Raw genomic sequence first — 13512 nt, forward strand, 5'->3', positions numbered from 1 at the left:
CGGCCCGTTGGTGTCACCTGGTGACACCAACGGGCCGCATGAACGTCAGGGGGTGGTGGCGACGAAGTCGCGCAGGAGCTCGGCGAACCGATCGGGGTCGTCGAGGTGCGGGTAGTGGCCCGCCCCCTCGAAGAGCTCCACCCGGATGCCGGGCACCGACTCCCGGGCCTTCAGCGCGTGCCAGGCCGGGATGATCCGGTCCTTGGAGCCCCACACCACCAGGGTCGGGGGCGCCTCGACGTCCAGCAGCTTGTCGTGGGCGCTCACGGTCTGGCCCCCGACGTCGACGACCGAGCGGGTGGTGGCCAGGAACGCCCGGCGACTCTCCCGGTCGGCCAACGACGTGAAGCCTCGCCAGGTGGCGCCGACGTCAGCCCCGGGCTTCCAGCCGACCTTCCCGGCCTTCATGGCGAGCGCCTGCAACCGGCTGGTCATCCAGGTGGAGGCGACCAGGCTCAGCACCGTCTCGGCGCCGGGCAGCGTGGCGGCGCGCAGGAGTCCGCTGACCTCTCGGCCCAGGCCGCCGCTGGCGACCAGCACCAGACGGTCGACCCGCTCGGGGAAGAGGTAGTAGAACTGCATGGCGATGCCGCCGCCGAGCGAGTGACCCACGAGGGTGACCGTGGCGATCTCGAGGCGGTCGAGGAGGTCGCGCAGCGTGGCTGCGTGGGAGCTGAGGGAGTAGTCGCCCATCGGCTTCGACGACTCGCCGTGACCGAAGAGGTCGGGCACGATGACCCGCTGGCTGTCGTCCATCCGGTCGATCAGCTGCGACCAGTTGCGGCGTGAGCCGAGGATGCCGTGGATGAAGAGCACGACGTTGCCCTCCCCCGTGTCGAGGTAGGAGAGCTCATGGCCGTGCAACTGCATGACGTGCGGGGTGAGGTGTGCGTGGGACTCGGTCATGGTGATCCTTCGCGAGTGGGTGACCCTGCGAGGGGCTCCCTTCCAACGTAGCGACCCACGAAGCGCCGTGGGTCGCGACGTGACGCACGTCGCGCCGCGGCCGCCTCAGGCGTCGAGGGGGTCTCGCACGATCGGGCAGGTCATGCAGTGCCCTCCCCCACGTCCCCGCCCCAGCTCGGCGCCGACGATCTCGATGACCTCGATCCCGTTCTCCCGCAGCAGGGCGTTGGTGTGGGTGTTGCGGTCGTAGGCCATCACGACGCCGGGCTCCAGCGCGACGATGTTGGCGCCGGAGTCCCACTGGGTGCGCTCGCGGACGTACGCGTTGCCGCTGGTCTCCAGCACGCGCAGGCGCTGCAGCCCCAGGGCGTCGGCGACGACCTCGGTGAGGGGCTTGTCCTCGGCGCGCACGTCGAGCCCGCCGCGGCCGTCGGGGCGCAGCGAGAACGTGCGTACCTCGTTCATCGTGTCGGGGTGCACGAGCACGCAGTCGCGGTCGGCGAAGGTGAGCACCGTGTCGAGGTGCATGGTCGCCCGCATCCGCGGCAGCACCGCCACCACCACCCGGTCGACCGCGCCGCCGGCGAAGAGGGCCTTGGCCAGCGAGCTGATCCCCTGGCGCGAGGTCCGCTCCGACAGACCGACCAGCACCGTGCGGTTGCCGATCGGCATGACGTCGCCGCCCTCGACGGTGGCCAGGGCCCAGTCCTGGGTGGGGTCGCCCCACCACTCCCGCACCTGTCCGGCGAAGCGCGGGTGGTGGCGGTAGACCGCGGTGGTCAGCACCGTCTCTTCGGTCCTGGCCGCGAAGTAGAGCGGGTTGAGCGTGACCCCGCCGTAGACCCAACAGGTGGTGTCGCGGGTGTAGAGCATGTTGGGCAGCGGCGGAAGCAGGTATTCGGCGACACCGGTGGAGTCGCGGACGAAGCGCATCAGGTCGGCGCTGCCGGCGTCGGGCACCTCGCGCGTGCTGAGGCCTCCGACGAGGGTCTCGGCGAGCTCGCGCGCCTCGAGCCCTTCGAGGTGACCGCGCACCGCGTCGACCAGCTCGACGCCCACCCGGTGCGGGTGCACCTGCTGGTCGAGCACCCAGTCGCGCGCCTCGGGCACCGCGACGGTCTCGGCGAGCAGGTCGAGGAACTCCAGCACCTCGATGCCGCGGGCGGTCATGCTCGCCACGAAGTCGTCGTGGTCGGCGCGGGCCCGCTCCACCCACAGCACGTCGTCGAAGAGCAGGTCGTCGCAGTTGCTCGGCGTCAGCCGCGCGTGCGCCCGACCGGGCGCACAGACCATCACGGTGCGCAGCCGACCCACCTCCGAGTGGACCCCCCAGGGCGTCGCCGACCCGTCGCTCATGCGTTCCTCACCCTTGCGTCCCTCACTCACGTGGTCCTCCTCGTACGTCCGTGCTCGCGCATCCGGTGCACCGAACCGCCGACGACCCCCACGAGTGCACCGAGCCCGCCGACGACGGCGGTGGCCACGACCATCTGGGCCAGGGAGGCCGACAACGCCTCCCAGAGCAGGACCGCGGTGCCGCGTTGGCGACCGACCTCGGAGAGCAGACCGGTGCCCTCCCCACCCAGCCCGAGGACCAGCCACAGCAGGCCTGCGACGGCGGCGACGCCCAGGCCGGCCAGCGTCAGCGTACGGAACCGTCGACGCGCCAGCAGGACCGCGAGGACCAGGGCTGCAGCGCCGCCGACCAGCGCCCGGTCGCCCACCCGGTCGACGAACCTGGCGACCTCCACCGCGCGGGTCACCTGGGGCCCCTCGGCCAGCACGATGGTGCCCTCGCCCGCCCGGATCTGCTCGGCGAAGGGCACTCCCGCCTCGGCCAGCCTGGGCTTCAGGGCCTCGACGAGGGCGGTGCGGTCGAGCGCGACCCCGTCCTCGGCGAGGTTGAGGCCGGTGCCCTCGCCCCGCAGACCCTCGACCGCGTGCTCGTGGGAGATCCGGACCGTGGGCCGCCACACCCGGGCGAACCCGTCGGTGGCCACGACGTCCTGGGCCACCGCCAGCAGGAGCGACTCCGCGACGTCTCCGGCGTCGAGCTGCTCGACCAGCGGCGCCACGAGGCCGGCGGCCACGTCGCGCTGGACCTCGGGCTCATCGATCAGCGGGGCGACCGCCTGCGTCCAGCGGGCCGTGTCGAGGACGTGACGCTCGGTCCAGGCCATGGGCACGCCGGCCCCCACCAGCACGAGCCCCACCACGAGCAGCAGGGCCGAGGCCACGCCGCGCACCACGCGCCCCACTACCCGGCCAGGGCGTCGCCGAAGACCTGCCACGCGAGCAGGGACTGCGCTACGAGGCCCTGCCCGATGTCCCCGGCGTCACCCAGGAGGTGGTCAGCGCGACGACGAGCCTCGGGGAGGGCGACTGTGTCCTGGGTCATACGCCGACCTTAGCCCCGGTGTCCACGGAGGCGCTGCGCTCGCGGCAACCCGTTCGGGGTGCTGCGATCAGAGCATCCGCCGCATCACGAGGCGTGGCATCCGACTGGCCACCGCGCACGACGACGCAGATGATGCTCCAGACGTCCAGGTCGTCGACGGGCCGGATCAGCTTCGAGCGGCTCAGACGGGTGATGTGGGAGCGCGGACCGATGCTGCACCAGCCCACCGGCACACCGTCGCGGTAGGTGACCACGCCCTGCGGCTCGGTCCGGGTGAGGTTGCGCATGGCCTCCTCACGGCTCTCCCCCAGCTCCGCGATCTCGCCGGCGGTGCAGCGATGGGAGAGGCACCAGCAGTGGTTCTCCCGACGGTTCGGGTTGACCACGTCGGCGAAGTCGTCGAAGCGCTCGGGCGTGACCGGGTGGGTCTCCCACACGTGTCCGTCGTCGCCCATGGGGCCACCGTAGCCACCCGCCCGGCAGGCCTTGTGCGCCGCGCCCCTGTACGTGGGCGCCCGGCCCACCGATGATGGTCGTCACGACGACGAGAGGGGAATCGATGCGCCTGACGCTGTCCGCGGAGGACCGGGCCTTCCGCGAGGAGATGGCCGAGCTGTTCACCACGGTCGTGCCGCAGGAGATCCGCGACACCGTCCTGGAGGGCGGTGAGCTCACGGCCGACATGATCCGCACGAGCCAGCGGGCCCTCGCCGACGCCGGGATCGCCGTGCCGCACTGGCCCCGCGAGTGGGGAGGCCGCGACTGGAGCGAGCTGCAGCGCCACCTGTGGCACGAGGAGATGCAGCGCGCGGGCGTGCCGTCGCCGTTGCCCTTCAACACCAGCATGATCGGTCCGGTGCTGGCGCAGTTCGCCTCGCAGGAGATGAAGGAGCGCTTCCTGCCTCCGACCGCGAACCTCGACATCTGGTGGTCGCAGGGCTTCTCCGAGCCTGACGCGGGCTCCGACCTCGCGAGCCTGCGGACTACCGCGGTCCGCGACGGGGAGGACTGGGTGGTCAACGGCCAGAAGACGTGGACGACGCTCGGCCAGCACGGCGACTGGATCTTCACCCTCGTGCGCACCGACCCCGACGCGAAGAAGCAGCGCGGCATCTCGATGCTGCTCATCGACATGACCTCGCCCGGCCTGGAGGTGCGGCCGATCGAGCTGATCGACGGCGGCCACGAGGTCAACGAGGTCTGGTTCACCGACGTCCGGGTGCCGGGCGAGAACCTGGTCGGCGAGGTCAACCAGGGCTGGACGATGGCGAAGTTCCTGCTCGGCAACGAGCGGGTCGGGGTGGCGCCGGTCGCCTCGGTCAAGCGGATGGTGGCCCGGGCCAAGCAGCTCGCCGGGCCCCAGCTGCGGGACCCGCTGACCCGGGCCCGGATCGCGACCCTGGAGAACGACCTGCTCGCGCTCGAGCTGACCGCCCTGCGGGTGGTCGCGCACTCCGACGGCGGCGAGCCCCACCCGGCGAGCTCCGTGCTCAAGCTGCGCGGCACCGAGCTGCAGCAGGCCGCCACCGAGCTGCTGCTCGACCTCGCGGGTCCCGACTCGCTGGTGCCGCTCACGGCGGAGTCGAGCGACGCGGCGCCGTGGGCCCGACGGTCGGCACCGACCTACCTCAACTACCGCAAGGCGTCGATCTACGGCGGGTCCAACGAGATCCAGCGTCAGATCATCAGCCGCACCATCCTCGGACTCTAGAGACGACGCAGGAAGACGCAGAGGGAGCACTCATGGACTTCACGTACGACGACGAGCAGGTCGCGCTGCGCCAGGCGGTCGCCGGTCTCCTGCGCCGCCGCTACGGCGACTTCGAGGAGCGCCGCCGGGTGGTGGCCCAGGACCCCGGTCACGACCCGGCCATATGGCAGCAGCTCGCCGAGATGGGCGCGCTGGGCCTGCCCTTCGCCGAGGAGGACGGCGGCTTCGGCGCCGGCCCGGTCGAGGTCGGCATCGTCGCCGCCGAGATCGGGCGCGTGCTGGCCCCCGAGCCCTACCTGGCCAGCGTGGTGCTGGCCGGCGGCGTGGTGGCCGGGGTGGGCACGCCCGACCAGCGCGCCGAGCTGCTCGGCCCCCTCGCCGAGGGCAGCCGGCGGATCGCGCTGGCCCACGCCGAGCCCGGTCGCCGGTGGGCCGACGACGCGGCCGAGGTGAAGGCCAGCTTCGACGGGCAGACCTGGACGCTCAGCGGCACCAAGGAGCCCGTGCCGGCGGGAGACGCTGAGACGTTGCTGGTCACCGCCGCCCTGCCCGAGGGTGGCACAGGCGTCTTCATCGTCGACGGCGACGCGACGACGCGGAGCACGAGCCGGGCCTACGACGGCACCCGGGTGAGCCGCGTGGTCTGCGACGCCACCCCCGCCACGCCGCTGGGTGAGGCGGGTCGCGACGCGACCGCCGCACTCTCCCAGGCCGTGGACCTGGCCCGGATCGCCGCCTGCCACCAGGCACTCGGGGCGATGGAGGCCGCGCTGGAGGCGACCACGGGCTACCTGCGCAGCCGCAAGCAGTTCGGGGTCACGCTCAACCACTTCCAGGCGCTCAACTTCCGGGCCGCCGACATGTACGTCTCGCTGGAGCTCACGCGCAGCATCGTCGAGTGGGCGACCATGGTCGCCGCGACGGGCGACGCCGCGCGCACCCACGAGGCAGTGGCGCGAGCAGCGGTCCAGGTCAGCAGGGCGGGACGCCACATAGGCCAGGACGCGATCCAGCTGCATGGCGGCATCGCGATGACCGCCGAGTACCTGGTCGGCAACCTGACCGCTCACCTGACCGCCCTCGACCACCTCTTCGGCGACGGCCAGCACCACCTGACCGGCCTGATGGCGACCCTGCAGGACCACGAGGCCCTCGACCCGCTGGCGGCGGCACCGCAGGACGTGGCGTGAGCGAGCTGGATCCGCGCCTCGACCCCCACCTGGCCGGACTGCTCGGCCTCGTCTCCGGCGGGACCCCGATGCACACCACCTTGCCTGCCGAGGCGCGGCGGCTCTTCCGCACGCTCACCGTCGACCTGCGCGACCCGGCGGCCCTGCCCGAGGTCGCCTCCGTGGTGGAGACGACGGTGCCCGGCGGGGAGGGCGAGCGGGCGGCGCGCATCTACCGCCCACGGGAGGGCGACCTTCCCACCGTCGTCTTCCTCCACGGCGGGGGCTGGGTGGTCGGCGACCTCGACAGTCACGACCTGACCGCCCGCACGATCGCCACCCTGAGCGACGCCGTGGTGGTCTCGGTCGACTACCGGTTGGCGCCCGAGCACCCCTTCCCCGCGGGGTTGGAGGACGCCCTGGCTGCCACCCGGTGGGCGAGCGACCACCTCGCCGACCTGGGCGGTACGCCCGTGCTCGCGGTCGCCGGTGACAGCGCGGGCGGCAACCTGGCCGCCGTCGTCGCCCAGGAGCTGCGCGACGAGGGCCGTCAGCTCGCGGGGCAGCTGCTCGTCTATCCCGCCACCGACATGCTGGCCGACCTGCCGTCGCACACCGAGAACGGTGAAGGCTACTTCCTCGAACGGGACACCATGCACTGGTTCGCCGCCAACTACCTCGGCGACGTGACCGACCCGGGCGACCCGCGCCTCTCGCCGCTGCGCGGGAGGCTGGCAGGAGTCGCCCCTGCCGTGGTGGTCGTCGGACAGTTCGACCCGCTTCGCGACGAGGGCCTCGCCTACGCCGACGCGCTCTCCGAGGCCGGCGTGCCGGTCACGACCCGCCTCTTCGACGGACTGATCCACGGCTTCGTCGACATGGGCCGCCACTCCCCCGCGGCGCAGGCTGCCGTCGAGGAGACCTGCGCGCTCTTCGGCGACCTGCTGCGTCGCGCCTGAGCTCCTTCAGGAGCGTGCTTGCCCGGCCGCGCGAGCCGGCCCGACCCCGGGGTCACCCCCGGGGTCGGGCCATCAGCGCGAGACCGAGCAGCATCTTGTCGCGCGGGTCGGCCAGGGAGCGACCGGTCAGCTGCTCGACCTGCTTCATCCGGTAGATGACGGTGTTGCGGTGGCAGTAGAGCTCGGTCGCCGCGTGTGTCGGTGACCCGTCGTGACGCAGCAGGGCCTCCAGCGTGTCGAGCAGCACCTCCGCCTGCGCCTTCGGTTGGGCCATCACCGGCGCCAGCGTCTCGGCCAGCAGGCGGGGCGCGACCTGGGGGCTGCCGGCGAGCAGCACCTCCGGCAGCCGGTCGGAGAGAGCGACCACCTGGCGTACGCCCCGGGGCACGCTCTCCGCCGCCCGGCACGCCAGCTGGAAGGCCGCCGCGAAACCGGCCACCCCGTCGGTCGACATGGCCACGCCGGTGCGCCCCGGCACGTGGGAGGCGAAGAGCTCGACGAGACCGCCTTCGTCGGGCAGGTTGCCGGAGAGCAGCCCGTAGTGCACCCCGGAGCGCACGTGCCAGCGAGCCACGATCTCGAGGCGGTCGAGACGGTCCTCCGCCGGACCGAGCACGTCGGCGAGGTCGCCGCGCTCCTGGATCACCGCCACGCAGGCGACGGAGTCGTCGGCCCCGATCCCGAGGGTGGAGCGGGCCTCCTCGGCGTAGCCGGGGTCAGCCCCGCGGCCGTCGATGAGGTTGTCGAGCACGCCTTGCTCACGCTGGAGGTCCTGGCGCTGCATGCGCGAGCTCTCGCGGTTGTAGGCGTCGATGATCACCGTGTTCTGCACGTCGAGCGTGGTCCACACGCTGCGCCCCGCGAGGAGCAGCACCTGGTCGTCGACCCCGATGGAGGGGTCGCCGGAGACCCGCCCGACCAACGCCTCCCACAGGGTGCGGGCGCCGAGGTTGTAGGCGTTGAGGAGCAGCTCGAGGGGCACGCCCTGACGCGCGCGCCGCCTGCCGGTCTCGCGCCACAGCTCGACGGCGTTGGCCTCGGGCCCGCTCTCCTCCTCGGCCAGGCCGGAGAGGATCTGCAGGCCGCGGCGGATGTGCTGACGGGTGCTGCTGCGCACGTCGGCACGGAACTCCGGACCGATGCGCTCCCACAGCTCGTGGTCGCGCTCGAAGAGGGTCAGGGTGATCGTGTCGGCGATCTGGTCGGAACGGTCCAGCAGCAGGGCCCACGCTTCGCGCAGGGCTTCCTCGGCAGACGTCTCGGTGGTGGGCATGGGCCCACGTTCGCACTCGGAGCACAGTCCTGACCAGAGGCCCAGCGTGGGTCAGGTCGATGCAGCCAAGTAGTTCTGGGCGAAGCGCCCAATGACCGCGATGGGCGCCGGCACCAGAGTGGGACAGGTCACACCACACACACCGTCCGTCGGAGGGCCCATGAGCACCACCACCGCCGCCCCGGCAGCCGCCCTGGGCCTCAGCGGCATCAGCGTGCGCTTCGGCGGCCTGGTCGCCCTCGACGAGGTGTCGCTGACGGTGCGCCCGGCCACGGTCCACGGCGTCATCGGGCCCAACGGCGCCGGCAAGACGACGCTCTTCAACGTCGCCTGCGGGTTCGTGCGGCCCGAGACCGGCGAGATCATGCGAGGCGGACGACCGCTCCCCAAGCTGCAGCCCCACGACCTGCCGCGCCTTGGCATGGCCCGGACGCTGCAGGGGCTCGGGCTCTTCGACCGGATGACCGTGCTGGACAACGTCATGGTCGGCGCCGAGCGCCACGCACGCACCGGCTTCTGGGCCACCGCGTGGGGCTCGCCGCGGTCGTGGCGCGAGGAGCGGGCCCTGCGCGAGCGGGCCCTGGCGGCGCTGGACGCCCTCGGCATCGCCGACCTCGCCCCGCTGCTGCCGACGAGCCTGCCCTACCCGGTGCGCAAGCGGGTGGCACTGGCCCGCGCCCTGGTCGCCGAGCCCGAGCTGCTGTTGCTCGACGAACCGGCCGGCGGTCTCTCCGCCGCCGAGATCGACGAGCTGGGCGACCTCGTGCGCAGCCTGACCGACCGGATGGCCGTGCTCCTGGTCGAGCACCACATGGACCTGGTGATGCGCACCTGCGACGAGATCACGGTGCTCGACTTCGGCCGGGTGATCGCCCACGGCACGCCCGACGAGGTGCAGCAGGACCCCCGTGTGCTCGACGCCTACCTCGGGGAGGCCCGCTGATGCTCACCGTCGAGGGGCTCTGCGCCCGCCACGGCGCCGTCAACGCGTTGGCCGACGTCTCCTTCACCGCCGCGGCCGGGGCGGTGACCGCCGTGCTGGGCGCCAACGGCGCGGGCAAGACCACCTTGCTGCGCACCGTCTCCGGGCTGCACCCGGCCAGCGGCGGCGCAGTCCACTTCGACGGGCAGGCCCTCACCGGCCGGCCCGCCGAGGCGATGGCACCCCTGGGGCTGGCCCACGTGCCCGAGGGTCGCGGCGTCGTCACCGAGCTCACGGTGGAGGAGAACCTGCGCCTCGGTGGGTTGGTGCGTGGCCGGGTCACCCCCGGCGACCTCGACGTGGCGTACGACCTGTTCCCCGTCCTGGCGGACCGCCGCGCCCAGGTCGCGGGCACGCTGTCGGGCGGTGAGCGGCAGATGCTCGTGATCGGCCGAGCCCTCATGGCCCGCCCCCGGATGCTGCTGCTCGACGAGCCCTCCCTGGGGTTGGCACCCCGGGTGGTCTCCCAGATCTTCACGCTCCTGCGCCGCCTGGTCACCGAGCGCGACCTCTCGGTGCTCCTCGTCGAGCAGAACGCCGCCAGCGCCCTCGCCGTCGCCGACCACGGCGTGGTCCTCCACCTCGGCCGCGTCGTCGCCGACACCGAGGCCTCCCGGCTCGCCGACGACGACCAGCTCCGCCACGCCTATCTCGGTTTCTGACCGACGAGGAGTCACCGTGCAACAGTTCGTCAACACCACCCTGGGGGGTCTCACCCAGGGGTTGGTCTTCGCCGCCTTCGCGCTGGCGCTGGTGCTCATCTGGCGCTCGACCCGGGTGGTCAACTTCGCCCAGGCACCGATGGCGATGGTCACGACCTTCATCGCATGGTCGGTGATCGACTCCGGCCAGCCCTGGTGGGTCGGCTTCGCCGCCGCGCTGGCCTCCGGCCTCCTGCTGGGGGCGATCGTCGAACGCGGGCTGGTGCGCCACGTGCAGGGCAAGGGCGAGATCAACGCCGTCATCCTCACCCTGGGCATCTTCCTCGTGCTGCACGCCGCGGCCGCGGTCGTCTTCGGCAACGACTTCCGGTCCTTCACCGCCCCGTTCGGCGTGCGGGGCCTCGAGGTCGGCGGCCGCACCGTCGCCCTCACCGGCTTCGACCTCTTCACGATCGTGGCCGTGCTCGTCGTGCTCGTCGCCCTGGTGGCGCTCTTCCGCTTCACCGACCTGGGCCTGCGGATGCGAGCCGCGGCCTTCAATCCCGAGGTGGCCCGGCTGCTCGGCGTACGGGTGCCGCGCCTGATGACGTTGGGCTGGGCCCTCGCCGCGGTGGTCGGTTCGCTGGCCGGCCTGCTGGTCGCGGGCGGCAGCCTGATCCACCCCGGCTACATGGACCAGGTCGTCGTGCTCGGCTTCGTCGCCGCGGTGCTCGGCGGGCTCGACAGCCCGGTCGGGGCCGTGGTGGGCGGCCTGCTGCTGGGGGTGGCGCTGGGATTCGTCAGCGGCTACCTCGGCTCGCACCTGGTGACCACCGCCGCACTGATCGTCCTGATGGCGGTGCTGCTGGTGCGCCCGCAAGGCCTCTTCTCGTCGACGACCGCCCGGAGGGTCTGATGCCCACGCTGTCCCTGCCCCGACGGTTCCTGCCCCGCTCCCCCGCGGTGCGCCACCTGCTGGGCGCCGCACTGGCGATGGTGGTCGTCGTCGTGCTCCTCACCCTCGTCGACGACTTCCGCCGCTTCCAGCTGGCCGAGCTCGCCGCCCTCGGCATCGCCGCCGGAGGTCTCACGGTGCTGACCGGTCTCAACGGGCAGCTCTCGCTCGGCCACGGCGCGTTGATGGCGGTAGGTGCCTGGACCACGGCCTTGTTGCTGCCCGACCGTGAGGCCACCACCCCGGTCGCGCTCGTCATCCTCGCCTCGGTTGCGGTGACGGCACTGCTCGGCGCCGTCGTCGGGGTGGCAGCCGCCCGCCTGCACGGCCCCTACCTGGCCGGCGCGACGTTGGCGCTCGCGGTCGCGGTGCCGAGCCTGGCGCTCCACTTCAGGTCGACGCTGGGCGGCGAGCAGGGACTGCGCGTCGTGCTGCCCGAGGCTCCGTCGTGGGCAGTGGAGGCGACCTGGTTCCTCACGGCCACCGACCTGACCACCCGCGGCTGGGTCGCCTTCGTGGCGTGGACGACGCTGGTGCTCACCTACCTCGTGCTGGCCAATCTCGCCAGCGGGCGGGTCGGACGCCGCTGGCGTGCCGTGCGCGACGACGAGGTCGCCGCCCAGCTGGCCGGCATCTCCCCGGGCCGCGCCCGCGTCTCCGCCTTCACCGTGAGTGCGGCGGCGGCCGGCGCCGGCGGCGCGGTGCTGGCCCTGGTCGTACGCCTCGCAGCCCCCGGTTCGTTCACGATCGCACTGAGCCTGACCCTGCTGGCCGCGGTCGTGCTCGGCGGACTCGGGACGCTGACCGGAGCACTGCTGGGCGCAAGCGTGCTGGTGCTGCTGCCCCAGGTGGTCACGCAGCTCGGCCGCGCCGGCGGCCTCGACGACGTCCGCGCCGCGGAGCTGGCGCCGCTCGTCCACGGCCTGGTCCTGGTGGCCGTCGTGCTGTGGGCACCGGCCGGACTCACCGGGTCGGTGCGCGCTGCCGCCCACCGACGCCGGGCCCGACGTGCGCTGGCCGCACGCCCCGGCGGCGCACCCCCTCCGGAGGCCGCGACCGCAGCACCCGACCCGACCCCACAGACCCCAGCGCCCGCCCAGGGCGGCACCACCCCACCCGAGACCCCCCGCCCCGCCACCTCAACCCAGGGAGCACCCCGATGAAACGCAGCACCATCGCCCCGCACGCCACCGTCGCAGCCACGCTCGCCACCCTGCTGGTGCTGAGCGCCTGCGGCGCGGGCACCGACTCCGACGGCGCAGAGTCGTCCCCCGGCGACACGACCGGCGTCACCGACGACACCGTCACGATCGGCGCCCACTTCCCGCTCACCGGGGTCGCCGCCCCGGGCTACAAGGAGATTCCCACGGGCGCCCAGGCCTACTTCGACTTCGTCAACGCCAACGGCGGCGTCCACGGGCGACAGATCGAGTACGTCGTGCGCGACGACGGCTACAACCCCACGAACACCACGAAGGTCACCAACGAGCTGCTGCTCCAGGACGAGATCTTCGCGATGGTCGGCGGGCTGGGCACCCCCACGCACAGCGCCGTCGTCGACCAACTCAACGACGAGGGCGTGCCCGACCTCTTCGTCTCCTCGGGGTCGCTGATGTGGGGCGACGACCCGGACGCGCGCCCGATGACCTTCGGCTGGCAGCCCGACTACGAGAGCGAGGCGAAGATCATCGCCCAGTACGTCGCCGAGGAGATGCCGAACGCGAAGGTCGGCCTCTTCCTTCAGGACGACGACTTCGGCGAGGACGCCGAGAAGGGCGTGCGCCAGTACCTCGACGACCAGATCGTCGCGGTCGAGCGGTACGCCTCGGGCAACACCGACGTCGGCCCGCAGGTCGCGGCGCTGCAGGGCGCCAAGGCCGACCTCGTGCTCGCCTTCACCACGCCGGCCTACACGGCGCTTGCCAAGCTGGTCTCACTCTCGCTGGGCTACCAGCCGGACTGGTTCGTCTCCTCGGTGGGCTCTGACTCGCCGCTGGTCGGGTCGCTGCTCAAGGAGTTCTCCGAGGGCGCGGTCACGGCCGGCGCCGGTGCGCTGGACGGGGTGCTCACCACCGAGTACATCCCCACGGTCGACCAGGGCGACGACCCGTGGGTGCAGCTGTGGGAGCAGGTCTGGGAGGAGCACGGCAAGGGCGGCAAGCTCTCCAACTACCGCATCTACGGCATGTCCCACGCCTACGCCTTCGTCCAGGCCCTGCAGGGCATCGGTGAGGACCTGACCCGCGAGAAGCTGGTCGAGTTCATGAAGGAGGAGGGCGCCGACCTGGAGGGTCCGCAGCTCGCGCCCTTCCGCTTCGGTGACGACAGCCACCTGGGCATCTCCGGCATGCGCATCGTCGAGCTGGAGGGTGCCGGCTCGAAGCCCCTGACCCCGGTGCTCGTCACCGACATCGGCGACGCCGAGATCACCGAGGACACCTCCGGCCAGGCCGAGGACGCCCCGCCCTCCAGCGGCCTGCCGGAGTGACCCGGTAGCCACCAGCAGCGCACGCAGCAC

Annotated in this window: 14 protein-coding genes; 8 read left to right on the top strand and 6 right to left on the bottom strand. The window is 72.6% G+C overall.

What is annotated here, in order from left to right:
- Positions 1-45 precede the first annotated feature (45 nt).
- From IEQ44_RS04240 to IEQ44_RS04260, 5 genes are all read right to left on the bottom strand, one after another.
- Positions 46-906 (bottom strand): alpha/beta fold hydrolase, encoded by an 861-nt coding sequence (locus IEQ44_RS04240; protein WP_227486887.1) that lies wholly within the window; start codon positions 904-906, stop codon positions 46-48.
- Positions 907-1011: 105 nt separating this feature from the next.
- The gene (locus IEQ44_RS04245) at positions 1012-2262 is read right to left on the bottom strand and encodes an arginine deiminase (protein WP_193637326.1); all 1251 of its coding nucleotides are present in this window, start codon (positions 2260-2262) and stop codon (positions 1012-1014) included.
- 26 nt (positions 2263-2288) lie between these two features.
- On the bottom strand, positions 2289-3152 hold the full coding sequence (locus tag IEQ44_RS04250; protein WP_193637180.1) for a hypothetical protein: 864 nt from the start codon (positions 3150-3152) through the stop codon (positions 2289-2291).
- An 11-nt stretch (positions 3153-3163) separates the two neighbouring features.
- A complete protein-coding gene (locus IEQ44_RS04255) occupies positions 3164-3304 on the bottom strand; it encodes a hypothetical protein (protein ID WP_193637181.1) in 141 nt (46 codons plus the stop codon).
- Positions 3301-3759 (bottom strand): hypothetical protein, encoded by a 459-nt coding sequence (locus IEQ44_RS04260; RefSeq protein ID WP_227486888.1) that lies wholly within the window; start codon positions 3757-3759, stop codon positions 3301-3303. The genes IEQ44_RS04255 and IEQ44_RS04260 overlap by 4 nt, the downstream gene beginning before the upstream one ends.
- 104 nt (positions 3760-3863) lie before the next feature.
- Here IEQ44_RS04260 and IEQ44_RS04265 point away from each other — a divergent pair, with 104 nt between their 5' ends.
- From IEQ44_RS04265 to IEQ44_RS04275, 3 genes are all read left to right on the top strand, one after another.
- Positions 3864-5015, top strand: coding sequence for an acyl-CoA dehydrogenase family protein (locus IEQ44_RS04265; protein WP_193637182.1), 1152 nt, complete (start codon positions 3864-3866; stop codon positions 5013-5015).
- A gap of 32 nt (positions 5016-5047) precedes the next feature.
- Positions 5048-6205, top strand: coding sequence for an acyl-CoA dehydrogenase family protein (locus tag IEQ44_RS04270; protein WP_193637183.1), 1158 nt, complete (start codon positions 5048-5050; stop codon positions 6203-6205).
- Between the two features lie 68 nt (positions 6206-6273).
- Positions 6274-7143, top strand: coding sequence for an alpha/beta hydrolase (locus tag IEQ44_RS04275; RefSeq protein ID WP_193637327.1), 870 nt, complete (start codon positions 6274-6276; stop codon positions 7141-7143).
- A gap of 52 nt (positions 7144-7195) precedes the next feature.
- On the opposite strand, the gene IEQ44_RS04280 is transcribed toward IEQ44_RS04275, so the two are convergent.
- Positions 7196-8416, bottom strand: coding sequence for a PucR family transcriptional regulator (locus tag IEQ44_RS04280; protein ID WP_193637184.1), 1221 nt, complete (start codon positions 8414-8416; stop codon positions 7196-7198).
- Positions 8417-8576: 160 nt separating this feature from the next.
- Here IEQ44_RS04280 and IEQ44_RS04285 point away from each other — a divergent pair, with 160 nt between their 5' ends.
- From IEQ44_RS04285 to IEQ44_RS04305, 5 genes are read left to right on the top strand one after another with little or no spacing between them, the layout of a single operon-like run.
- Positions 8577-9359 (top strand): ABC transporter ATP-binding protein, encoded by a 783-nt coding sequence (locus tag IEQ44_RS04285; protein WP_193637185.1) that lies wholly within the window; start codon positions 8577-8579, stop codon positions 9357-9359.
- On the top strand, positions 9359-10060 hold the full coding sequence (locus IEQ44_RS04290; protein ID WP_193637186.1) for an ABC transporter ATP-binding protein: 702 nt from the start codon (positions 9359-9361) through the stop codon (positions 10058-10060). The genes IEQ44_RS04285 and IEQ44_RS04290 overlap by 1 nt, the downstream gene beginning before the upstream one ends.
- Before the next feature lie 16 nt (positions 10061-10076).
- Positions 10077-10955 (top strand): branched-chain amino acid ABC transporter permease, encoded by an 879-nt coding sequence (locus IEQ44_RS04295; protein WP_193637187.1) that lies wholly within the window; start codon positions 10077-10079, stop codon positions 10953-10955.
- Positions 10955-12157, top strand: coding sequence for a branched-chain amino acid ABC transporter permease (locus IEQ44_RS04300; protein WP_193637188.1), 1203 nt, complete (start codon positions 10955-10957; stop codon positions 12155-12157). Before IEQ44_RS04295 ends, IEQ44_RS04300 begins: the two co-directional genes overlap by 1 nt.
- On the top strand, positions 12154-13482 hold the full coding sequence (locus IEQ44_RS04305) for an ABC transporter substrate-binding protein (RefSeq protein WP_193637189.1): 1329 nt from the start codon (positions 12154-12156) through the stop codon (positions 13480-13482). The genes IEQ44_RS04300 and IEQ44_RS04305 overlap by 4 nt, the downstream gene beginning before the upstream one ends.
- Positions 13483-13512 lie beyond the last annotated feature (30 nt).

Origin of the sequence: Nocardioides malaquae, from assembly GCF_015070385.1 — a bacterium.
Lineage (GTDB): Bacteria > Actinomycetota > Actinomycetes > Propionibacteriales > Nocardioidaceae > Nocardioides > Nocardioides malaquae.